Genomic DNA, 22,771 nt, shown 5'->3' on the forward strand with positions numbered 1-22,771 from the left:
AGGCATGAATCAAGAATCTTTGCCAATTCAATCCATCTGCGTCTATTGCGGCTCCCGCCCCGGACGTGACCCTGCCCACATGGAAGCTGGCCGTGCGCTGGGCAAGGCGATTGCCGAAAGCGGCCTTCGCCTCGTCTATGGTGGCGGTACAAAAGGCATCATGGGTGCCGTTGCCTCCGGCGTGCTATCCAACGGCGGACAGGTGACCGGTATCATCCCGGAATTCCTCGTCGACATGGAAGCGACGCGCCATTCGCTTGGCCAGCTCGACGAGTTGATCATCACTCCCGACATGCACACCCGCAAGCACCGGATGTTCGAGCGGGCGGACGCCTTCGTGGCATTACCGGGCGGCATCGGGACACTTGAGGAAATCGTCGAGATCATGACCTGGGCGCAGCTCGGCCAGCACGAAAAGCCGATGGTCTTTGCCAATATCAACGGGTTCTGGGATCCGATGATGGAGCTGATCCGTCACATGACCGGCGAGGGCTTCGTCCACACCGCCCACAGGGTCCAGCCGATGGTCATCGATTCCGTCGCCGATATCGTCCCCGCGGTTCTCGCCCACGCTGCCGAGACGAAGGCCGGTCGGGCCGGCGACGAGAACGTGATTTCCAAGATGTAGACCGGTGGCGGGCTCAGCGCCCGCGGTTGTTTTTCAGCATCGACCACGTGTAGAGCACGAGCCCGGTCCAGATCAGCGGGAACGCAATCATGCGGGCCGTGCCGAGCGGCTCATGGAAAACGAACACGGCCAGCAGGAAAACCATGGTCGGCACGATGTACTGCAGGATGCCGATCGTCGATAGGCGTAGCAACTTTGCGCCGTTGGCATAGATCATCAAGGGCAGGGCGGTGACGAGGCCGCAGCCGGCCAGCAACATCGTATCGTTCATGCCAGTAGCATAGAGATGGCCCTGGCCGATGCTTTCGAGATAGATGATGTAGCCGAGTGCCGGCAGGCTGAGCAGCAGCACTTCCAGGAAAAATCCCTGGTTCGGCCCGACCGGCAGCGTCTTTCGGAAAAAGGCGTACAGCCCCCATGACAGCGTCAGCAGCAGCGCCACCCAGGGTGGGCGCCCGGCATCCACCGCGAGGATGACTACGGCGATAGCGGCGAGCAGGATCGCGACCAGCTGCGGCACCGAGATCTTCTCCTTCAGCAGCAGCGCCCCAAGCGCGATGCTGAACAGCGGATTGATGAAATAGCCGAGTGCCGCATCCAGCGAGTGGCCATTGCCGATCGCCCAGACATAGGTCCCCCAGTTGATCGTCACCAGCAATGCCGTCATCGAGGCCAGCGCGATGGTCCGAGGGCTCCTAAGCGCCCCCTTCAGGTCGCCCGTCCGCCCGAGGAACAGCAGCACGGCGCCCGCCACCGGCACCGACCAGACGATACGATGGGCGATGACCTCGGCTGCCGGGATATGGGCGAGCGCTTTCATGTAGAGCGGCAGTATTCCCCAGAACAGATAGGCCGCCAGCGCAAAGGCAAAACCGCGCGGACTGTCTTCGTTCTTCACCAGGGTGGCAGTTGCATCGGCAGCCATCGGATGTTTCCATATTTTGTTGTTATGGTCCGATTAACCGATGCGCCCGCACTTCACCAATTCATTTCCTTGACGGACCTATTCGTGGCGCTCACTCTGCGGCGATCTTGCCGGCCATATGGCGGTTCTTCATCAGCTTGTAGACGACCGAATCCGTCAGTGCTTCGAACGAGGCGTCGATGATGTTTTCGGATACGCCGACCGTCCACCAGCGCACCCCGTCGCTATCGTTCGATTCGATTAGCACCCGGGTGATCGCCTCGGTGCCGCCATTGAGAATACGCACCTTGAAGTCGGCGAGCACGAGGTCCTCGATCTCGGCCTGGTATTTGCCGAAATCGCGGCGCAGCGCCAGGTCGAGCGCGTTCACCGGCCCGTCTCCCTCCGCCACCGACATGATCGTCTTGCCGTCGATGATCAACCGCACCACGGCCTCGGAGACGGTCTTCACCCGCCCGTGCGAATCGAAGCGCCGCTCGACCATCACCCGAAAGCCGTCGATCGAGAAGAATTCGGGGATGGTGCCAAGTGTGCGGCGGGCCAGGAGCTCGAAGCTGGCGTCGGCACCCTCATAGGCATAGCCGAAGGATTCCCGTTCCTTGACGATCGAGATCAGTCGATCGAGTTTCGGGTCGTCCTTGGAGACGGCGATACCGCGCCGCTTCAGCGCATTGATGAAATTTGCTTTTCCGCCCTGATCCGAGACCATCACCTTGCGAAAATTGCCGACGCTTTCCGGCGGCACGTGCTCGTAGGTGCGCGGATCTTTCAACAGCGCCGAGGCATGGATACCCGCTTTGGTCGCAAAGGCCGAACCGCCGACATAGGGTGCCTGGTGGTTCGGCGACCGGTTCAGCAGTTCGTCGAAGGCATGCGACAGACCGGTCAGCCCAATCAGCCGTTCGCCGTCGATGGCGGTTTCGAAGCGGGTGTTGTAGGCGCTCTTCAGCGCCAGGGTCGGGATCAGCGTCACCAGATCGGCATTGCCGCAGCGCTCGCCGAGCCCGTTCAGCGTGCCCTGGATCTGCCGCACACCGGCCTCCACGGCTGCCAGCGAATTGGCCACCGCCTGGCCGGTGTCGTTATGGGCATGGATGCCGAGCGCCGTGCCGGGCACGCCCTCGGCAATAACAGCCTCGACGATGGCGCGGATTTCCGATGGCTGCGTGCCGCCATTGGTGTCGCAGAGAACCACCCAGCTGGCCCCTGCCGCGTAGGCAGCCCTGGCGCAGGCCAGCGCATAACCGGGATTGGCCTTATAGCCGTCGAAGAAGTGTTCGCAATCGACCAGCGCTTCCTTGCCGGCGCCGACAGCCGCCTTGACGCTCTCGGTGATACAGTCGAGATTTTCCGCGTTCGAGATCCCGAGTGCGACCTCGACATGGTAGTCCCAGCTCTTGGCGACGAAACAGATGGCATCGCCGCTCGCCTGCAGCAGGCCCGCAAGCCCCGGGTCGTTGGACGCCGAGACGCCGGCCCGCTTGGTCATGCCGAAGGCGACGAAGGACGCATTTTTTGTGCGCTTCTGGCCGAAAAAGGCCGTGTCGGTCGGATTGGCGCCGGGATAGCCGCCCTCGATATAGTCGAGCCCGAAATCGTCTAGCAGGCTCGCAATAGCGATCTTGTCCTCGACCGAGAAATCGACGCCGGGGGTCTGCTGGCCGTCGCGCAGCGTCGTGTCGAAAAGATAGATGCGCTCTTTCATGGGAATGGCCATTCGGTCGTATCGTGATCGGGATGTTGATGGGGGCGTCGATTGAGAATTTCCTCGGGCGAGGCGGTGCTGGAGATCGACGGCAGATGCGGCTGCGTATCGAACCAGGGCACCTTGCTGCTCGTCCAGTGCTGCCCGTTCGGCTCAACTTTGGCCGGATTATCCAGGCTGCCGATCGATATGTCGATCTGATCGCTGCCAACAGCCTTGAACGTCAGGGGAGTGCCGCATCGCGAGCAGAACCCGCGCTCCGCAGCCTCTGAACTTCTATAAGAAGCAGGCAGGCCTCTCGACCACTCGAGATCGTCGGTGGCGACGGTGAAAAACGGCCACGAGATCGATCCGACGGCCTTTTGGCACATCCGGCAGTGACAGATCGCCTGGTGGCTGATCGCCCCCAGTACCCTGAAGCGGATCGCGCCGCATTGGCAGCCGCCAGTTAGAATGTCTCGCATGCCTTCCTCCCTCGCGCCCGGTCAGCTGTCTATCTTACCCGCAAACCGGTCAGTCGCGCGGATCAGCTGGTCGAGAATGCCGGGTTCGGAATAGGCGTGTCCGGCCCCCTCGATCAGGTGAAACTCCGCCTTCGGCCAGGCCTTGTGCAGCTTCCATGCATATTTTGCCGGGCAGGGCATGTCATAGCGCCCGTGCACGATCACGCCGGGAATGTCCTTCAGGCGCACCGCGTCACGGATCAGCTGGCCTTCCTCGAGCCAGCCGGCGTTGACAAAGAAATGGTTCTCGATGCGCGCAAAGGCATAGGCGAATTCATCGCCCTCGAACGCTGTGCTGGTGGAAGGTTCCGGCAGCAGCGTGATCGTCTCCCCCTCCCAGATCGACCAGGCCTTGGCGGCGGCGAGGCGCACGTGGCTGTCCTCATGGGTCAGGCGGCGGTGATAGGCGAGCATCATCTCGTGGCGCTCGTCAGCCGGAATATGGGCGACGAAACGCTCCCACTTGTCGGGAAACATTTCGGAGACGCCGAACTGGTAGTACCAGTCGAGCTCGGCCTTTGTCAGCGTATAGATGCCGCGCACGACCAGCTCGCTGACGCGCTCCGGAAACTTCTCCGCATAGGCGAGTGCCAGCGTCGACCCCCAGGAGCCGCCGAACACCAGCCATTTCTCCGCCCCGGCCATCTGCCGCAGGCGCTCGATGTCGTCGACCAGGTGCCAGGTGGTATTGGCATTGAGATCGGCAGCCGGCGTCGACTTGCCGCAACCGCGCTGGTCGAACAGCGTCACGTCGTAAAGCGCCGGATCGAACAGGCGGCGATGGCTGGGCGAGATCGTGCCGCCGGGGCCGCCGTGCAGGAAGACGGCCGGCTTGGCGCCCGGCGTGCCGATCCGTTCCCAGTAGATGACATGGCCGTCGCCGACATCGAGATGGCCGGAGGCGTAGGGTTCGATCTCGGGGTAGAGGGTGCGCAGGGCTTCGGTCATAGGTTCAAACCTTTGGAGGGCCAGGTATCTGTGTCGTGGTCGGGGTGCTGGAAGGAGATGATCGCTTCCTGGCGGGCATAGAAATCGGGGTCGGCATGTACCGGCTGTGCGAAGATCGTTTCCACCCAGGGCAGGCGCGCGTCATGGTTCACCTGGATCTGCGGTGCCAGATCGTCACGCTCATCGAAGGCTCCGATGGCGATCTCCAGCCCGCCGGGATGACGATAGGTCAGCGGCGTGCCGCAATCGCTGCAAAATCCGCGTTCGATATTCACCGAAGACCGGAAATAGCTGGGCGCGCCCCGCGTCCATTCGGTACCATCCTCAGGTGCCGTCACCAGCGCCGAAAACAGGCCACCGAACTGCTTCTGGCACATGCGACAATGACAGATCGACGGTCGCCCGAGCGCGCCGCTAATCCTGAACCGCACCGCACCGCATTGGCAGCCGCCGCTTCTGGTGGTCTCAGTCATGCTTCGCCTCCGCTGGCCATGTGGCCGTATCGTGATCGGGATGCTGGTAGGAAACGATGTCCCCCAGGAACGGCAGGGCAGCGATGTCCTCCTCCGTCGGGTGCCCCGGTAGCTCCTGAAGATGGTCCACGAAGGCAATCTTGGCCTCGGTGCCATATTGCAGCTTGGGTGGCAGAACGGCAGGATTATCGAATGCGCCGGCGGCAAGAGCGATGCCATCGGGCGCTTCATAGGTCAACGGCGTGCCGCATTCGTCACAAAATCCGCGAGCAACGATATTGGACGACTGAAAGCGCTTCGGCGTCCCACGTGTCCACTCCAGTACGGCGCTCCGAGTGGAGACCAGCGGTGCGTAATAGCCACCGAAGGCCTTCTGGCACATTCGACAATGACAGATCGAAACGTCCTCGAGCGATCCCTCGACTCGGAAGCGCACCGCACCGCATTGGCAGCCGCCGGAAAGCGTGACGTTGGTCATGGCGTGCCTCCCGTTGAGAGAGCGGTGGGGCACAAGGCGTCTGAGGTGCGCATTTTTGGAGGGATGGGCGTATGCGGCACGTTGCCCCCCTCTGTCACTGCGTGACATCTCCCCCACAAGGGGGGCGATTGGCTGGCGGCACGGTCTTGCGCTCCAGCTATCCTGGGAGTTTTCAGCAGCTTCTCTTTCAGATCAAGAGAGCGGAATGAAAAGACAACGTCGTCGCCGCACCCAACCAATCTCCCCCCTTGTGGGGGAGATGTCACCGAAGGTGACAGAGGGGGGTATGCCGCGGCAGCTGCAGGTATCACCGCTTGATCTCCCAAGTGGTCACCCGCTCGCCTGTCGCGGCGTCCTTGCCGTCCTTCAGCTGCACACCCTTGGCAGAGAGCTCGTCGCGAACCTTGTCGGCATCGGCGAAATTCTTTGCCTTCAGCAGTTCGAGGCGCATCTGCACCAGCGCATTGATCGCCGCCGTCAGATTTGTTGAACTATGCTGGGAAGAAACCTTTGGGTTGTCAAAGATTAGACTGCTGCTGCGAGTTCGGAATTGGGCAAAAAAGGCGGTGATGTCGATGCCCAGCCATTCTAAGGAGGCTCGAAGGGCAGCCGGACTACTTTTTCTTAACGAGTGGAGTTCCGCAATCGCGCCAGAACTATCAAGGTCTCTCGCCCATGCGGCGATAAACCTCTGACTTGGCCTGCCAGCTGTCGAGTTGCCAACGGTCTTTCCCCACGTAAAGAGCATGTGCTCCGCTTCCTCCAGCCGCTTCACCGAAAAGTCGATCGGCTCGCGGTAATGCGTCATCAGCATCGCCAGCCGCAGAACTTCGCCCTGCCATGTCCGTCCGCCGAGCTTGTCTGTTTCCAGTAGCTCGGCGATGGTGACGAAGTTGCCGTCGGATTTCGACATCTTGCGGCCTTCGACCTGCAGGAAGCCGTTGTGCATCCAGACATTGGCCATCACGGACGTACCGTGGGCGCAGCGCGACTGAGCGATCTCGTTCTCATGGTGCGGAAAGATCAGGTCGAGGCCGCCGCCGTGGATGTCGAAGACGTCGCCGAGGTACCGGCGGCTCATCGCCGAGCATTCGATATGCCAGCCCGGCCGGCCACGGCCCCAGGGGCTGTCCCAGCCGGGTTCGTCGGCATCGGACAGTTTCCACAGCACGAAGTCGCCGGGGTTCTTCTTGTGAACATCGACTGCGACCCGGGCGCCGGCCTGCTGCTCGTCGAGATTTCGCTTCGACAGCTGGCCGTAATCCGCCATCGACTTCGTGTCGAACAGCACCTCGCCCGCCGCCGCATAGGCATGGCCTTTCTCCACCAGCGCCTCGATGATCGAAATCATCTGACCGATGTTGTCAGTGGCGCGCGGCTGCACGGTCGGCTCGAGGCAGCCGAGCGCCATCACATCCTTCTGGTACTGGTTGTCGGTCTTTTCCGTGACCAGCCGGATGGCAGCATTGAGCTCCATGCCTGGATAGTCGCGAAGGGCGCGGGCGTTGATCTTGTCGTCGACATCAGTGATGTTGCGCACATAGGTGACGTTCTCCGGCCCATAGACCTGCCGGAGCAGCCGGAACAGCACGTCGAAGACGATAGCCGGGCGGGCGTTGCCGATATGGGCGAAATCGTAGACCGTCGGGCCGCAGACATAGAGACGCACATTGCTGGCATCGATCGGCACAAACACGCTCTTTTCGCGCGTCAGGGTATTGTAAAATTTCAGCTCAGGCGTCCCGCCCATGTCCACTCTCCCAGATGCACGATCGAAAAAAATCGTCGCGGCCGGCGGACCGGGCGTTTCTCATCTTTGCGCAATGGGGAGACGAAAACGGCCAGGCCAGCGGTGCGCTAGCGAATAATTTTCCGGCAGATGCTGCAAATAGCTGTTTTCATGGCTGGCTTTATGGCGCGACACGGGATTTTGGTCAAGAGCAGCGGAGGCATCGCGGATGTAGTCTTGCGATTTATTGCCTCATGCCTGACGCTTCCACTCATGCATGGCCTCGATTACTTCGACAGTCGGATACTCCCTGATATCCTCCTCGGACGACCCGGCTGCGAGTTCGCGTTTCCAATACCATTCCTGAAAAGCCAGATATTCGCCGAGTATCTTGGAGGGGCTTACCCTTGCCGTTGAGGGTTGAGCGACGAGCCACGTTCGAGCATGCCTGACGGCTTTTGCGAAGTCGCCCTGGTGTGCTTGGATGTCCCAGCCTGCGATGTCGGACAGCGACTTTTGATAGTCGAAGCGCTCCTGTTCGAGGATCAAAATGACCTTTTCCGACAACAGGGAATTTCCGAACCGCTTGCAGGCATGATCCATTCCGAGTTCGAACGGCATATTCATGCGAGAGTATTGCCCGATAGAGGTAGCCTGGCAACGGCTCAGATCATGGATTCCGTACTTGGAACCCTTGATAAGTTCAACGATCTTTTCGAGGCGGCTTGCCGCGTTGTCACGGTTTTCTGGGGCCAATCGAGGAAAGAATCCGAGAAAAACCACGCAGAATGCAATGGCTTGGAGGATCGGCGCAAAGGCTTCGTCAAACGGACAATTGATAAAAACCGAGCGTTCGAACGGAGGTTGCGCCATTCTAACGTTTCGATTGAGCGTGGTTTTCGCCAAACGAGTTCCGCTCGCGAATTCGTCCGTCTTCGCCGTGAATGTAAAGTTCGGTTCCGTAGTTTCGAGCGATTGCGGTCGCGGCCTTGATAGCTTCATCTTGAGTGGCGTGGACACTTGTAGAACGCGCCGAGCCCGCCTTTCTGACGCTCCACTTTCCCGCTTGGGGCACAACATGCTGGGCTCTGCTTGTCATCGCACGATCCTCAATTCCGTGGTCGACCACGTCGGGCCAGTGAAAGCGATGTCGCTTTATACCCGGCAATGCAATGTTAGCATGCAACCCCGCTCGCGGCCACCTATTCCGGCAACCGGTAATCCACCAGCCTGTTCTCCCGCACCACGAACAGCTTGCCCGTCTCCGTTACATCGGGGCCGACCAGCCCCATGATGACCTCGGCTACATCGCGGGGATGCTGCACGGTCTCGGGGTCTTCTCCGGGCATCGCCAGTGCCCGCATGGCAGTGCGGGTGGCGCCCGGGTCGAGGCTGGTGATGCGCAGCGGTGTGCCTTGTGTTTCCCCGGCCCATGTGCGGGCCAGGGCTTCGACGGCCGCCTTGGAGGCGGAGTAGGGGCCCCAGAAGGGCCGGCATTTATGGGCTGCGGAAGACGACAGGATGACGGCGCGACCGGCGTCTGAGCGCACCAGCAGCGGTTCGACGGAGCGGATCAGCCGCCACGTCGCGGTGACGTTGATCGTCATGACCTTCTCGAAGACCTTCGCCTCGACATGGCCGATCGGCGAAATTGTCCCGAGCACACCGGCATTGGCAACGAGGATATCGAGCTTGCCCCAGCGCTCGAAGATCGAGCCGCCGAGCCGGTCGATGGCATCCATGTCGGCAAGGTCGAAGGGCACCAGCGTTGAACGTCCACCGACAGCCTTGATCGCGTCGTCCAGTTCTTCCAGTCCGCCGACGGTGCGGGCGCAGGCGATCACATGCGCGCCGGCCTTTGCCAGCTCCAGAGCGGTGAAATATCCGATGCCGCGCGAGGCGCCGGTGACCAGGGCAATCTTGTCCTGCAGGTTGACGCTCATGATACCGAGTTCCGTTCGCAATTTTATGGGGCGATAATATGCCCCATAACAGACTATCGGTCAGTCCATCAAGCGCGGCTCTCGGCCTCAGCCGTTGCCGGCAAGCACCGATAGCTTGCGGACATTGTTGATGCTTTCCCGATCGAGCAACCGGGTCGGATAGTCGCCGGTGAAATAGTGGTCGGTGAACTGGGGTGCAACGGGATCGCGCGGCTCACCGCCGACAGCCCGGTAGAGGCCATCGATGGACAGGAAGGCGAGGCTGTCGGCGCCAATGAAGGCACACATGGCTTCGAGGTTCTCATACTGGTTGGCCAGCAGCTTGTCGGCGTCAGGCGTATCGATGCCATAGAAATCCGGGAAATAGATCATTGGGCTGGCAACGCGAATGTGCACCTCGCTGGCGCCGGCCTCGCGGATCATCTGGACGATCTTCACAGATGTCGTGCCACGGACGATGGAATCGTCGACGAGCACGACGCGCTTGCCTTCGAGGATGGCACGGTTGGCGGAGTGCTTCAGCTTGACGCCGAAGGCGCGGATCGACTGGGTCGGCTCGATAAAGGTCCGGCCGACATAGTGGTTGCGGATGATCCCGAGCTCGAACGGTATGCCGCTCGCCTGCGCGTAGCCGATTGCCGCCGGCGTGCCGCCATCCGGCACGGGAACGACGAGGTCGGCCTCGACCGGCGCTTCGTTGGCCAGATTGATACCCATGTTGCGACGGGCGACGTAGACGTTGCGGCCGCCGACGACAGAGTCCGGGCGCGCGAAGTAGACATATTCGAACAGGCACAGCCGCTCGGGCTCGGGCTCGGGCTGATCGGCCTTGCGCGAATCGATGGTGATAGAGCCGTCGCTCTGGATCTCGCAGATGATGACTTCGCCGTTCTCGACGTCGCGGATATATTTCGCGCCGATGATGTCGAGCGCGCAGGTCTCCGAACAGAAGATCGGCTTGCCATCGAGTTCGCCCATCACCAGCGGCCGGATGCCGATCGGATCGCGGGCGGCAATGAGTTTGGTACGGGTCATCGCCAGCATCGAGTAGCCGCCTTCCATCTGGCGGATAGCATCGATGAAGCGGTCGGAAGAGGAAGCATGCTTGGAACGAGCGATCAAGTGCAGCACGACTTCGGTGTCGGACGTCGACTGGCAGATGGCGCCGTCGGCAATCAGCATGCGGCGCATTGTCAGACCGTTGGTGAAGTTGCCGTTATGGGCAATAGCGATGCCGCCGACTTCCAGTTCGGCAAACAGCGGCTGGACGTTGCGAAGGATCGTCTCACCCGTGGTCGAGTAGCGGACATGGCCGATGGCGCGGTCGCCGGGCAGGCGGGCTAGGGTTGCCGGATCCGTATAGTGGTCCCCGACCAGACCCATGCGGCGCTCCGAATGAAAGCGCTGACCATCGAAGACGACCATGCCGGCTGCTTCCTGGCCGCGGTGCTGCAGGGCGTGCAGGCCGAGCGCCGTCAGGGTCGCAGCGTCCGAGTGTCCGAGGATGCCGAACACGCCGCACTCTTCGTGCAGTGTGTCGCCGTCGATGTCGTTATCGATTTCAGGGGATGGTGACAGGGTCATGGCTGAAGGCCTTTGCTCTCACGGGGTTCGGGCAGCGCTGGGGCTGGGATCCAAAATAACTGAAAATCCGGCCGGGCGATATGCCTGGCCGGATAGGGTCGTCGGTGCCGATCAGATGGCGATGCCAGCCAAACGGGTCAAGCCTGGTGACGCAGCGTCAATTGTTCGTCGCCGGAGCGGCAGGTGTCGTCGTCGGTGCCGCTGGCGAAGCCGGTGCGTCGTCCGATGGGGCTGCATCGCTCGGTGCGGCCGCGTCATCGTTCAACTGCTGCTTTTCCGGCTGGATCTTGTCGATAACGTTGGTCCGGATCATCTGCGCGAATTTCTCCGGCAATGCAGCCTCCAGCTTGACCACCATCGAATCGAGGAAAGGCTTGGACTTGGCATTGTTGACCCAATCGGGGCGGTGCGGCTCGTCGACGAGCCAGTTCCAGAAGGCAACGGCGACGACCAGCAGCAGCACGCCACGGGCGGCGCCGAAAAGGAAACCGAGCGTGCGGTCGAGCGCGCCAATGCGGCTGTCGATGATGAAATCGGCGATCTTCATAGTGATGAACGAGATGATGATCAGCGCGATGAGGAAGACGACTGCGGCCGAGCCAACGATGGCGATACGATCGTCATCTGTGTAGTGCTTGGCGTATGGCACCAGCTTCGGGTAAAGATAGTAGGCCGCAACGGCCGAGCCGCCCCAGCTGACGATCGACAGAATTTCGCGGGAGAAGCCGCGTACCATGGCGAGAACGGCGGAAAACAGCACGACGCCGATAACAATACCGTCGAAAATCGTAATGGGCATCTATACTTTACTCCAAGACTTGCCATGGGCGCCATGGCTATCGTCTGCCTGAATGCGTCTTGCCTCGTCGCCAGAGCGAAAAGGTTCAGTCCTCGTCTTCCGTCGGCCGCAGTGCGCCCTTCGATCCGGCGACCCTGACCACCATGTCGGTCAGGCTGTCGATCTCGTTCCAGCGGCCGCCGCTGCCTTTCGGCAGTTCAGCCGAGCCGGATGGTAGGAGCGCTTGCGCAAAGCCCAGCTTCTCGGCTTCCTTCAGGCGTTGTGCCGTATGGCCCACGGGCCGCACGGCGCCAGAAAGACTGACTTCGCCGAAATAGACGCAATCGGCGGGAAGGGCAATACCGGCAAGGGATGAAACCAGTGCAGAGGCCACCGCAAGGTCGGCCGCCGGCTCCGAAATCCGGTAGCCGCCGGCGATGTTCAGGTAGACATCGTGGCTGCCAAGCCGCACGCCGCAGTGGGCCTCGAGCACCGCAAGGATCATCGATAGCCGCGACGAATCCCAGCCGACGACCGCGCGCCGTGCTGTTCCGAGCGACGTCGGCGCCACCAGCGCCTGTACCTCGACGAGGATCGGCCGCGTTCCCTCCATGCCGGCAAAGACGGCAGCACCTGGCGATTTGGAGTTGCGCTCACCCAGAAAAAGCTCTGACGGATTGGCGACTTCACGAAGCCCGATATCCGACATCTCGAAAACGCCGATCTCGTCCGTCGGGCCGAAGCGGTTCTTGACGGTGCGCAGGATACGGTAGTGATGGCCACGGTCGCCCTCGAAGTAGAGCACCGCATCGACCATGTGCTCGACGACCCGCGGCCCGGCGATCTGGCCATCCTTGGTGACATGGCCGACCAGCACCATGGCGGAACCTGTCTGCTTGGCAAAGCGGATCATCGCCTGCACGCCGGTGCGCACTTGGGTGACGGTGCCGGGCGCCGATTCGGCAAGCTCGCTCCACAGGGTCTGGATGGAATCGATGATGACCAGATCCGGTCGCTTGCCATCGGCGAGCGTCGCCAGGATATCCTCGACATTCGTCTCGGCCGCCAGCATCACGTCTGTATCGGCTGCCTTCAGCCGCTGTGCCCGCAGCCGGATCTGGGCAACCGCCTCTTCGCCCGAGACGTAGACGATCTTGTGGCCTCGTCTGGCAAGCGCGGCTGCCGCCTGCATCAGCAGCGTCGACTTGCCGATGCCCGGATCTCCGCCGACCAGCACTGCCGAGCCACGCACAAAGCCGCCGCCCGTCGCCCGGTCGAGTTCGGAAATGCCGGTATAAATCCGCGGTGCTTCCTCGATTTCGCCGGACAGTGCCACCAGCGTCACCGCTCTGCCCTTCTTCGGCACGCGGCCCGGACCCGAACCGATGCCGCCCATCGGGTCTTCCTCGACGATGGTGTTCCACGCACCACAGGATTCGCATTTTCCGGCCCAGCGATTGTGGATGGTGCCGCAGTTCTGGCAGATGAATTGAGTTCTGGCCTTGGCCATCAGGGAATGCTTTCGGTAAAATCTTCTGGTGCGGTGTCCTCGTGTGCATGGATCACGCGCACCACCCGGAGCGCAATATCACTGACAACGAAGTAAAACACTCTCTGTCGATAGGAAAAGCTGCGGAGGCCGGGTCTGAGATGGTCGCGGCCAACACCGGTCAGGCCAAGCCTCGCAAATGACTGCGCCTTCCGCTCAATGTCGAGAATGAATTTGTTTGCTGCGGGAGAGTTGCTCTCCGCGATATAGAGATACTGGCCCATGAGATCGGCCCGGGCGGTTCCGGACCAGATAAGCCGGCGTCGCTTAATGGTCAGTCTCCGGCTTGGACTGCTGGGACGCGGCCATTTGCTGGATATCTTTCAGAAGTTCTTCAGCCGTGTCGTACTCGTAAACGCGGCCATTTTCGATGTCATCGATGCCCTCCTGGATCAGTCCCCGCAATCTCGCAACTTTCTCGTCACGTTTGCGCAGGAGCGCGAGCGCTTCGCGCAATACAGCGTCTGCATCCTGATAGGCGCCCGTCTCTACCTGCTCGTCAACGAAGGCCTGCTCTCTCGAGCCCAGTCGAATGGTCGCCATAGCCATCTCCCAATGTTCTGCTTTTATACCGCAGCCTCCCTTGGAATGCTACTCCTCGACCAGGTACCGCCGCTTGTGGCGGAGGCCCATGCTGGTGAGCATTTCGTAGCCGATCGTGCCGGCGGCACGGGCGGCATCGTCGACAAGGATATTGCTGCCGAACAGTTCCACATAGTCGCCGGCCCGAACGAGACCGTCCGGCAGGTCGGTGATGTCGAAGATCGTCAGGTCCATGGTGATGCGGCCGGCGACGGGCACGCGATAGCCGGCGATGAAGCCGTGGCCGGCGGCGATCCCTGTCTGGCGCAACGGCACGCCGCCGCTCGACTGGCTGCGCATGTACCCGTCCGCATAGCCGGCGCATACCACCACCAATGTGCTGTCGCGGGTCAGTTGCATGGCGCGGCCATAGCTGACGGCTTCGCCGGCCTTCACTTGACGCACCTGCAGGACCCGGGCTTCTGCAGTGGCGACCGGGCGCATGGGGTTGGCCACACCCGGCACAGCCTCGCCGCCATAGAGCGCGATACCGGGGCGGGTCAGGTCGAAATGATATTCCGGGCCGAGAAAAATGCCGGCCGAGGCGGACAGGCTCGATTCGATGCCTTCGAAGGCGCGGCTGACTTGCCGGAATGAATCGAGCTGCTGCCGGTTCATCGGCGAGGCCGGATCGTCGCCGCAGGCAAGGTGGCTGACCACCAGTACTGGCGAAAAGCTGGCGGGACGGGACACGTCGTCGGCGAGCGCCATTGCCTCCGGGACTGTAAGGCCCAGCCGGTTGAAGCCGGTATCGACCTGCAATGCGCAAGGATATTCGCCATAGTCGGCCACAACGGCCATCCAGAAAGCTAGTTGCTCCTCGGACGATATGATTGGAACCAGATCGTTTTCAAAAAACAGCCGCTGCATGCCCGGCCAGATACCCGCAAGCACGAAAATGCGGGCATCGGGCGCATAGAGCCGCAGCGTCACGCCTTCCTCGACGGTGGCGACGAAAAAGTCGCGGGCTCCGGCGATGTAAAGGGTTTCGCCGACCTCCTCGATACCGAGGCCATAGGCATCTGCCTTGACGACAGCGGCGGTACGGGCGCGGCCGGATCGCCGGGCCATGTCCTGCCAGTTGGTGACCAATGCCCCCAGATCGACCGTCAGCCGCAGGCCGGCGGCGTCAAAGGCATCGAGTTCGTCGTCGAAGTCTTCGGAAAGGTCGGTCATGAAACCTCAATAGAATTGGCCGGAGAGTAGTGTCTCCGGCCATGATAGAGCCGATTCAGGTTGAAATGAAGACAGCCCCGGCTGCCAATCCCTGATAGCCTGGGATCAATGCTCTTCATACGGCGTGAACGACGAATCCGCGAGATCTGCGAAGCGCGTGAACTCGGCCTGGAAGGCGAGCTTTACGGTGCCGGTCGGTCCATGGCGCTGCTTCGAGATGATAACGTCGGCGGTACCCTTGACCTTCTCGAACAGCTGTTCCCATTCGTTGTACTTGGGGTCGGCCGGATCGCGAGGCTCCTGGTTCTTGACGTAGTATTCCTCGCGGTAGACGAACAGCACGACGTCGGCGTCCTGCTCGATCGAGCCCGATTCGCGCAAGTCCGAAAGCTGCGGCCGCTTGTCGTCGCGATTTTCCACCTGACGCGACAGCTGCGACAGGGCAATGATCGGCACATTCAGTTCCTTGCCCAGCGCCTTCAGGCCGGTGGTGATCTGGGTGACTTCTTGCACACGGTTCTCACCCGATTTGCCCGAGCCGGTCATCAGCTGGATATAGTCGATGACGAGCACGTCGAGGCCCCGCTGGCGCTTCAGGCGGCGGGCGCGGGCGGCGAGCTGGGCAATCGAGATACCACCGGTCTGGTCGATGAAAAGAGGCACCTTCTGCATCATCATCGAGCAGGCGACGAGCTTTTCGAAATCGGCATCGTTGATATCGCCGCGTCGGATTTTTGACGAGGACACTTCCGTCTGCTCCGAGATGATGCGGGTCGCCAGCTGTTCGGACGACATTTCCAGCGAATAGAAGCCTACGACGCCGCCGTTCTTCGCCTTGGTCGAGCCGTCTGCCTGCACTTCGCCCTCGTAAGCGGCGGCGATGTTATAGGCGATGTTGGTGGCGAGCGACGTCTTGCCCATGCCGGGGCGTCCGGCCAGCACGATCAAGTCCGAGCGCTGCAGTCCGCCCATCTTGCTGTCGAGCGAATGGATACCGGTAGAGATGCCCGAAAGCCCGCCATCGCGCTCCTTGGCGACGGCAGCCATGTCGATTGCCATGGCGACGGCATCGTTGAAGGCCTGGAAGCCGCCGTCGTAGCGACCGTTTTCAGCGAGTTCGAACAGCCGGCGCTCGGTGTCCTCGATCTGGCTTTGCGGCGGCATGTCCAGCGGTGCGTCATAGGCGATGTTGACCACGTCCTCGCCGATTGTGATCAGCGCCCGACGCAGGGCGAGGTCGTAGATGGCTCGACCGTAGTCTTCGGCATTGATGATCGACACGGCCTCGGCAGCAAGGCGCGCCAGATACTGCGCCACCGTCATGTCGCCGACTTTCTCGTCGGCCTTCAGGAAGGTCTTGATGGTCACCGGGTTGGCGATCTTGCCCATGCGGATGATGTCGCCGGCAACCTCGAAAATCCTTCGATGAAGCGGCTCATAGAGATGCACGGGCTTCAGGAAGTCCGAAACGCGGTAATAGGCGTCGTTGTTGACGAGAATTGCGCCCAGCAGCGCCTGCTCCGCCTCGATGTTGTTCGGGGCTTCACGGTAATGCTGTTCGGCGGGAGCAAGTGCTGCGCTCTTGCGACCTGCGTCGTTCATCACATCCATCTCGATCTCCTACCTTCACTTCGCGGTGGTGTTCGACCCTGCGGCCCTGGGCGTCAAGGCCGTTCGGCCGATAATGCACCCGGCATGGGTGATTCGTCCGCCCTATGCCCGTTGTCCACAGGGCCACAAAAAAGCGTGCAATCTTTGCATTTGCCGCTTGCTCCGCATGGAGGGCCCGACTCACCCGTGCCGGAAGGCAAATTAGACTGTTTGAGTGTTGCCTGTCTCTGAACGCGAGACAGCCGTCGCTTGAAAAGATGATAGAAGCCGGTAATCTGACAGCCTTCAGAGCAAGAAAAGCGTGAAACATGCCCGACAAAGCGACGAGCCGTGAATTCTTCGATGAGCTTTCGGCTTTCAACAGAAAGTTGCGGGCGGGCTTCGATGCTCTTGTTCGCAAGCGCGGCATGACGCTTGCCCGTGCCCGCGTGTTTTTTGCGCTGGCCAAGAAGGACGGCATCAACCAGCGTGAATTGGCCGAGCTTCTGGAGCTCGAAACGCCGACGCTGGTGCGCATTCTCGACGCGATGGAAGGCCAGAAGTTTATCGAGCGTCGCGCCGTCGAGACCGACCGCCGCGCCAAGCAGATTCATACCACCGAGGCCGGAAAGGTCATCGCAATCGAGATCGACGCGCTGGCAGCGCGGGTCCGCGCCGATATCCTCGAGGGCATATCCGACGCAGATCGGGCGACCGCGCTCAAGGTGATCCGCACTATGGCGGCAAATCTGCCGAACATCGGCAAAGACGAGGTAGCTTGAGCGCCGTTGACGCCACCGACGGAGAGGCTGCAGGGGGCGCTGCCGGCACCCCGGCACCGGCGCCTGCAATGGCTGATCCACCGGCGATGCCGGGATGGAAGGCACTCGGCTACATGCTGTCCTCGGTGATGTTCTTTCTGACGCAGGGGCTGGGGATGAACCTCGCGCTTGCCAACCTTACCCAGATCCAGGGCACCATTGCCGCGACGACAACGGAATCCGCCTGGCTGTCGGCTGCCTACATGGCGCCGAATGTCAGCCTGGCGATCTTTCTGGTCAAGATCCGCATGCAGTACGGCGTGCGCAATTTCGCCGAGATCAGCATCATCGGCTTCGTCGTCGCCTCGCTGCTCAATCTGTTCGTCTCGGATCTCCAATCGGCAGTCATCGTTCGTTTTCTCAGCGGCATTGCTGCAGCGCCATTGTCGACGCTGGGCTTCCTCTACATGCTCGAGGCCTTCCCACCGGCCAAGAAACTGACCGTCGGGCTCAGCCTGGCGATGATGAATACGACGCTGGCAGCACCGATCACGCGGCTGGTGTCGCCCACACTCCTCGATTTCGGTGAGTGGCGGGGTCTCTACACGCTGGAAATGGGCCTGGCCCTTTTGGTGATGCCGATCATCTATCTCCTGCCGCTGACTGCCCCGCCGCGGGTCAAGATCATCAACTTCGGCGATATCGTCGTCTATCTCCTGGTCGCCATCGGTTTTGGCTGTCTCGCCGTCGTTCTGTCCGTCGGCCGGCTTTACTGGTGGCTGGAGGTGCCATGGCTCGGCGTTGTCCTCGCAGTCAGCATCGCGACGCTGACGGTGGCGGTGGTGATCGATCTCGACCGAACGACGCCGCTCATCGATATCCGCTGGCTTCTGACGTGGCCGAACGTGCGCCTGACCATCGTGCTGCTCGTCTTCCGCATGATCGCTGCCGAGCAGAACTCGATCCTGCTGATCTACTACCAGAATATCGGCCTGCTCTACGATCAGCTGCAGATGCTCTACACCATCATCCTGGTGTTTTCGCTCGTCGGCGGGCTGACCTGCGCAGCCCTGATGAATGTCGGCTACACTTGGCAGATCCAGATGATCGCGCTGCCGATGATGATCGCAGCCGCCTTCATGGACAGCCAGGTGACAAGCCTGACGCGCCCCGAGCAGATGTATCTGAGCCAGGCGCTGATGTCGGCCGGAATCACGCTGTTCCTGCCGCCGGCACTGTCGCCCGGTTTCCGCGCCGCGCTTTCCAAGGGACCGTTTTACCTGGTGACCTTCTTTGTGATTTTCCTGTTTACTCAGAGCATTGGCTCGTTGATGGGGACGGCCTTCTATGGCACCCTCATCACCATCCGCGAAAAATTCCACTCCAGCGTCCTGGTCGAGCACGTCCTGCTCACCGATCCGATCGTCGCCCAGCGGGCAGCGCAGCTTTCGGCCTCCTATGGCAAGGTGATTACCGATTCGCGCCTGTTGAACGGCGAGGGGCTGACGCTGCTTGGCGCACAGGTCACGCGCGAGGCCTACAGCCTTGCCTTCGGCGATGCCTTCTTCGTGGCCGGGGTGATCGCAGCCTTGGCATTTGTCGTATTGATTGCAAATCGGCTGATGGCCGTCATCCGCACCAAACCGGCCGATGCGCCGGCCACCGCATCCGCGACCTGAGGAACGCTGCACCATGTCCAGGCTTGTCCGATCTCCCATCGAAGTGGTTGCCGTCCTCGCCGGCATCGGCGGTATAATGCTGGTGCTCTATGCCTGGCATCTGCCACCCTTCAGGACATCTGTGGAGACGACAGACGACGCTTACGTCAAGGGCTACGTCACGGTCATCAGCCCGCAAGTCAGCGGCTACGTCACGGACGTTCGCGTCAAGGACTACGAGAGCGTCAAGCAGGGCGAGGTACTGGCCAAGATCGACGACCGCATATACCAGCAGAAACTCGCCCAGGCGCGTGCCAACCGCGACGGCCAGAAGGCGGGTCTTGCCAATTCCCGCCAGCAGGAGCTGGTGGCCCGCGCCGAGATTGCCTCGAGCCAGGCGGCTGTCGATAGCGTGCAGGCCGGGCTGACGCGGGCTCAACTGGCCTGGGAACGCATTGAGACGCTCGTCCAGAAAGGCGTATCGACCACCAGCGATGCCGAGACTGCGCAAGCGACGCTCGAGCAGGCAAAGGCTGCCGTCAACCAGGCGCTGGCAGCCGTCGAGGTCTCGCGGCAGAACCTGACGACGATCATCGTCAACCGCGCCTCGCTCGAAGCAGGCGTTGCCGGCGCCGAGGCGGCGATGCAGCAGGCGTCCATCGACCTGCAGAATGCCACCATCATTGCCCCGAGGTCGGGCAGGCTCGGTGAAATTGGCGTCCGGTTGGGCCAATATGTCACGGCCGGCACGCAATTGCTGGCGCTCGTGCCCGAAGACACCTGGGTCATCGCCAATTTCAAGGAAACGCAGCTCGACGGCATGCAGGTCGGCCAGCCCGTAGCGATCTCCGTCGACGCCTTCGGTCACCGCCGGCTGAATGGCCACATCCAGAGTTTCTCGCCGGCTGCCGGTTCCGAGTTCGCAGTGATCAAGCCCGACAACGCCACCGGCAATTTCACCAAGGTAGCCCAGCGCGTCGGCGTCCGCGTGACGATAGACCCCGGCCAGCCGGAAGCCGCCAATCTAGCCCCCGGCCTCTCCGTCGTCGTCTCCATAGACAAGGCTTCGAAGCCGGAGGCGAAGTAGGCCTGAGGCCACAAAACGCAAAAAGCCCGGATCGCGAGATCCGGGCTCAAACGCCGCCGTGAAGCGAAAGTTGTGACTATTCGTCGTCGCGGTTGCCGTCGGCATCCGGATCGAAGAAGTCTTCCGGACGCAGGGCGTCTTCGTCGATGCCGTAGATGGCGTCGGCCGAAGTCAGGGTTTCACCCTGCTTCTGGCGTTCGGCTTCTTCGGCGGAACGGGCAACATTCAGCTCGATTGCGATTTCGACTTCGCCGTGCAGGGCCAGCGTAACGCTGTGCAGGCCGATGGTCTTGATCGGGGTGTTCAGCTCAACCTGGCTGCGGCCGATGTTGAAGCCTTCTGCAGCGAGGATGTCGACGACGTCGCGAGCAGCGACCGAGCCGTACAGCTGGCCGGTTTCGCCAGCCGAGCGGACGACGTTGAAGGACTTGCCTTCGAGAACGTCGGCAACCTTCTGGGCTTCGCTCTTGCGCTCCAGGTTACGGGCTTCGAGCGTAGCGCGTTCAGCTTCGAAACGGGTCTTGTTGGCGGCGTTGGCGCGAAGAGCCTTGCCGAGTGGCAGCAGGTAATTACGGGCAAAGCCGTCGCGGACTTTTACGGTCTCGCCCATCTGGCCGAGCTTGGGAACGCGTTCGAGAAGAATGACTTGCATCGTGGTATCCTTTCAATGTCAGGTTTTTGGATCGGGTTTGTTCGAGGCATTCGCATCCTTGTTCGGGGTCAGTGCGATCGCCTTGCGGGTATCGGACAGGCCGAGAACGAGGATGAAGAAGATTGGCAGCACCATGGTAGCGGCCAGGTAGCAGAGGACCAGGACCGGCAGTTGCCAGTCCTTGCCGCGTGTCTTGAAGTGGAGCGTCGAGAAACCGGCGAGCACGAAGCCGGCGCCGAAGGCTCCGAACACGGTTGCGCCGACCATGGCAGGAATTCCGCCGGCAAAGCAGGCAACAAGGCCGGCTAGAAAGATGAAGATCGCATTGCGGTTCATCCTGAGCGCCGAAGGCACATCCTCCCGCGGCCGGAAATTGCGGCCTGAGGCGGTGACGATCCGGGTTGCAATGTAGTAGGCGGCAAACAGCATGATGACCCAGATTGCCGCCTGCAGGGCCGGCAGCATCAGGACGATCAGCGATTTTGTCTGGGCGGTGGCATCCGGGTCCGGCTGGAAAGACGGCTCCTGTGCCGAAAGCGCCGTCATCAGCGCATCGACCATCTTGTCGGTGAGCTCAGGTCCGTAGCCGATCATCACGCCGACGGCGATGACGCCGATCGTTACCAGTCCGCAGAGCTGCACCAGCATGTCGGAGAGGGGATACCAGGCCATCAGGTGGTCCGGTCCGCCGATTTCGTCGGCCGGGCGGGCAAGGTTCGCCAGATGGCTGATCCAGCCGGCCGGAACCAGCGTCACCAGCGCCATGACGAAGGCAAACGATGGCGATATGGCGACCGCGCCGAGCACGAAGGCGGTAAGGATCGAGACGATGGCGGCAATATTGCCCCAGCCGAGGCCGGCAATCAGAATTGGGAGGGCAGACGCAGCGTATAGGACAGCACTGAATGACGGCTGCGCATTCGCGGCCAGCACAAGCAGGGTCGCGGTAATGCCGGCGAGCACGCCGATCAAAAGCAGTCTGGGATTCAAGGTCTTCAAGTCGCTGTCCTGCTTGTTTAAGCAGTTAGAGGTTCGCCCTGATGACAAGTCTCAGAAGCGCAGCCCCAACATGGGTTTCAAACGGTTTCGATCCACGCCCACCGTGGAAGGAAGAAGGGAAGGCATCGCTGCCTTCCCTCTGATCGGAGATGTCGGACGCGATTAAGCGACGACGTAAGGCAGCAGGCCGAGGAAACGGGCGCGCTTGATGGCCTGGGCCAGTTCGCGCTGCTTCTTCTGGGAAACGGCCGTGATACGCGAAGGAACGATCTTGCCGCGCTCGGAAATGTAGCGCTGCAGAAGGCGAACGTCCTTGTAGTCGATCCGCGGTGCGTTGGCGCCGGAGAACGGGCAGGTCTTGCGACGACGATGAAACGGACGACGGACCTGCGAAGAGGAGGAAGCTTCAGACATATTCAGATCTCCTTAAACGCGGTCTTCGCGCGGACGGCGCGGACGGTCTTCGCGATCACCACGATCCGGGCGAGGACCACGGTCGCCGAAACCACCACGATCCGGACGGTCGCCATCACGACGCGGACGGTCGTCACGGTCGCGCTTCTGCATCATGGCAGATGGGCCTTCCTCGTGCTTTTCGACGGCAATCGTCATGTAGCGCAGGACGTCTTCCGAGATGCGCATCTGGCGTTCCATTTCCTGCACGGCGGCAGGAGGAGCGTCGATGTCCATCAGGGCGTAGTGAGCCTTGCGGTTCTTGTTGATGCGATAAGTCAGGGACTTGAGGCCCCAGTTCTCGATACGCCCGACTTTGCCACCGTTAGCTTCGATGACACCCTTGTACTGTTCTACGAGGGCATCAACCTGCTGCGCGGAAACGTCCTGTCGGGCAAGGAATACATGTTCGTAAAGAGCCATGATGAGCTTTGCCTTTCTTGCGTTTGTGAAACCCGGTATCGGCGGCTAAGCCTCAACGACTGCTCCTGTAAGGGGTGACCCCAGCAAGAAAGCGTTAATCCGAGACGGTCGAGAGCGGAGACACGGGAGGCTGGAACGCTTCCGTTC

The 22,771-nt window shown here is 61.4% G+C and carries 25 protein-coding genes; 4 read left to right on the forward strand and 21 right to left on the reverse strand.

What is annotated here, in order from left to right; all coding sequences use genetic code 11:
* Positions 1-4: 4 nt before the first annotated feature.
* Positions 5-628, forward strand: a complete 624-nt coding sequence (locus EQW76_RS15455) for a TIGR00730 family Rossman fold protein (RefSeq protein WP_142829731.1) — start codon at positions 5-7, stop codon at positions 626-628.
* A gap of 13 nt (positions 629-641) precedes the next feature.
* On the opposite strand, the gene rarD is transcribed toward EQW76_RS15455, so the two are convergent.
* The 17 genes from rarD to EQW76_RS15540 form a co-directional block, all read right to left on the reverse strand.
* The gene (gene rarD, locus EQW76_RS15460; protein WP_142829729.1) at positions 642-1,553 is read right to left on the reverse strand and encodes an EamA family transporter RarD; all 912 of its coding nucleotides are present in this window, start codon (positions 1,551-1,553) and stop codon (positions 642-644) included.
* A 91-nt stretch (positions 1,554-1,644) separates the two neighbouring features.
* Positions 1,645-3,258: a citramalate synthase gene (cimA, locus tag EQW76_RS15465; RefSeq protein WP_142829918.1), complete on the reverse strand. Its 1,614-nt coding sequence runs from the start codon at positions 3,256-3,258 to the stop codon at positions 1,645-1,647.
* Positions 3,255-3,722, reverse strand: coding sequence for a GFA family protein (locus tag EQW76_RS15470; protein WP_142829727.1), 468 nt, complete (start codon positions 3,720-3,722; stop codon positions 3,255-3,257). The genes cimA and EQW76_RS15470 overlap by 4 nt, the downstream gene beginning before the upstream one ends.
* Positions 3,723-3,743: 21 nt before the next feature.
* Positions 3,744-4,709, reverse strand: coding sequence for a prolyl aminopeptidase (gene pip / locus EQW76_RS15475; RefSeq protein ID WP_142829726.1), 966 nt, complete (start codon positions 4,707-4,709; stop codon positions 3,744-3,746).
* Complete coding sequence (locus tag EQW76_RS15480) at positions 4,706-5,182, reverse strand: GFA family protein (protein WP_142829724.1); 477 nt, start codon at positions 5,180-5,182, stop codon at positions 4,706-4,708. Before EQW76_RS15480 ends, pip begins: the two co-directional genes overlap by 4 nt.
* Positions 5,175-5,660, reverse strand: a complete 486-nt coding sequence (locus EQW76_RS15485; RefSeq protein WP_142829722.1) for a GFA family protein — start codon at positions 5,658-5,660, stop codon at positions 5,175-5,177. The genes EQW76_RS15480 and EQW76_RS15485 overlap by 8 nt, the downstream gene beginning before the upstream one ends.
* Before the next feature lie 307 nt (positions 5,661-5,967).
* Positions 5,968-7,410, reverse strand: a complete 1,443-nt coding sequence (gene cysS, locus EQW76_RS15490; RefSeq protein WP_142829720.1) for a cysteine--tRNA ligase — start codon at positions 7,408-7,410, stop codon at positions 5,968-5,970.
* 231 nt (positions 7,411-7,641) lie between these two features.
* Positions 7,642-8,295 carry a hypothetical protein gene (locus EQW76_RS29255; RefSeq protein WP_142829718.1) on the reverse strand — a complete coding sequence of 218 codons (654 nt, stop codon included), beginning with the start codon at positions 8,293-8,295 and terminating at the stop codon, positions 7,642-7,644.
* A complete protein-coding gene (locus tag EQW76_RS15500) occupies positions 8,264-8,488 on the reverse strand; it encodes a DUF2188 domain-containing protein (protein WP_142829716.1) in 225 nt (74 codons plus the stop codon). The genes EQW76_RS29255 and EQW76_RS15500 overlap by 32 nt, the downstream gene beginning before the upstream one ends.
* A 103-nt stretch (positions 8,489-8,591) precedes the next feature.
* Complete coding sequence (locus EQW76_RS15505) at positions 8,592-9,332, reverse strand: SDR family NAD(P)-dependent oxidoreductase (protein ID WP_142829715.1); 741 nt, start codon at positions 9,330-9,332, stop codon at positions 8,592-8,594.
* An 87-nt stretch (positions 9,333-9,419) separates the two neighbouring features.
* Positions 9,420-10,916 carry an amidophosphoribosyltransferase gene (purF, locus tag EQW76_RS15510; RefSeq protein WP_142829713.1) on the reverse strand — a complete coding sequence of 499 codons (1,497 nt, stop codon included), beginning with the start codon at positions 10,914-10,916 and terminating at the stop codon, positions 9,420-9,422.
* 157 nt (positions 10,917-11,073) lie between these two features.
* On the reverse strand, positions 11,074-11,715 hold the full coding sequence (locus EQW76_RS15515) for a CvpA family protein (protein WP_142829711.1): 642 nt from the start codon (positions 11,713-11,715) through the stop codon (positions 11,074-11,076).
* 85 nt (positions 11,716-11,800) lie between these two features.
* On the reverse strand, positions 11,801-13,204 hold the full coding sequence (gene radA, locus EQW76_RS15520; RefSeq protein ID WP_142829709.1) for a DNA repair protein RadA: 1,404 nt from the start codon (positions 13,202-13,204) through the stop codon (positions 11,801-11,803).
* Positions 13,204-13,563, reverse strand: coding sequence for a type II toxin-antitoxin system RelE/ParE family toxin (locus EQW76_RS15525; RefSeq protein ID WP_307877638.1), 360 nt, complete (start codon positions 13,561-13,563; stop codon positions 13,204-13,206). The genes radA and EQW76_RS15525 overlap by 1 nt, the downstream gene beginning before the upstream one ends.
* Positions 13,511-13,786 carry a type II toxin-antitoxin system ParD family antitoxin gene (locus tag EQW76_RS15530; protein ID WP_224128269.1) on the reverse strand — a complete coding sequence of 92 codons (276 nt, stop codon included), beginning with the start codon at positions 13,784-13,786 and terminating at the stop codon, positions 13,511-13,513. Before EQW76_RS15530 ends, EQW76_RS15525 begins: the two co-directional genes overlap by 53 nt.
* Positions 13,787-13,834: 48 nt before the next feature.
* Positions 13,835-15,001 (reverse strand): alanine racemase, encoded by a 1,167-nt coding sequence (gene alr, locus EQW76_RS15535; protein WP_142829704.1) that lies wholly within the window; start codon positions 14,999-15,001, stop codon positions 13,835-13,837.
* A 105-nt stretch (positions 15,002-15,106) separates the two neighbouring features.
* Complete coding sequence (locus EQW76_RS15540; RefSeq protein ID WP_111220789.1) at positions 15,107-16,603, reverse strand: replicative DNA helicase; 1,497 nt, start codon at positions 16,601-16,603, stop codon at positions 15,107-15,109.
* Between the two features lie 317 nt (positions 16,604-16,920).
* Here EQW76_RS15540 and EQW76_RS15545 point away from each other — a divergent pair, with 317 nt between their 5' ends.
* From EQW76_RS15545 to EQW76_RS15555, 3 genes are all read left to right on the forward strand, one after another.
* Complete coding sequence (locus tag EQW76_RS15545; protein WP_111220444.1) at positions 16,921-17,373, forward strand: MarR family transcriptional regulator; 453 nt, start codon at positions 16,921-16,923, stop codon at positions 17,371-17,373.
* A gap of 86 nt (positions 17,374-17,459) precedes the next feature.
* The gene (locus tag EQW76_RS15550; protein WP_244615360.1) at positions 17,460-19,031 is read left to right on the forward strand and encodes an MFS transporter; all 1,572 of its coding nucleotides are present in this window, start codon (positions 17,460-17,462) and stop codon (positions 19,029-19,031) included.
* A gap of 13 nt (positions 19,032-19,044) precedes the next feature.
* Positions 19,045-20,097, forward strand: a complete 1,053-nt coding sequence (locus tag EQW76_RS15555) for an HlyD family secretion protein (protein WP_142829702.1) — start codon at positions 19,045-19,047, stop codon at positions 20,095-20,097.
* Between the two features lie 76 nt (positions 20,098-20,173).
* Here EQW76_RS15555 and rplI read toward each other — a convergent pair whose 3' ends face one another.
* The 4 genes from rplI to rpsF form a co-directional block, all read right to left on the reverse strand.
* Entirely contained in the window at positions 20,174-20,749 is a 576-nt protein-coding gene (rplI, locus tag EQW76_RS15560; protein WP_142829700.1) for a 50S ribosomal protein L9, read from the reverse strand.
* 18 nt (positions 20,750-20,767) lie between these two features.
* A complete protein-coding gene (locus EQW76_RS15565) occupies positions 20,768-21,748 on the reverse strand; it encodes a DUF2232 domain-containing protein (RefSeq protein ID WP_142829698.1) in 981 nt (326 codons plus the stop codon).
* Between the two features lie 162 nt (positions 21,749-21,910).
* Entirely contained in the window at positions 21,911-22,162 is a 252-nt protein-coding gene (gene rpsR / locus EQW76_RS15570; protein WP_111220447.1) for a 30S ribosomal protein S18, read from the reverse strand.
* 12 nt (positions 22,163-22,174) lie between these two features.
* Positions 22,175-22,624, reverse strand: coding sequence for a 30S ribosomal protein S6 (rpsF, locus tag EQW76_RS15575; protein WP_111158624.1), 450 nt, complete (start codon positions 22,622-22,624; stop codon positions 22,175-22,177).
* Positions 22,625-22,771: the final 147 nt, after the last annotated feature.

The sequence above is a fragment of the Rhizobium sp. rho-13.1 genome, from assembly GCF_007000305.1.
GTDB lineage: Bacteria > Pseudomonadota > Alphaproteobacteria > Rhizobiales > Rhizobiaceae > Rhizobium > Rhizobium rhododendri.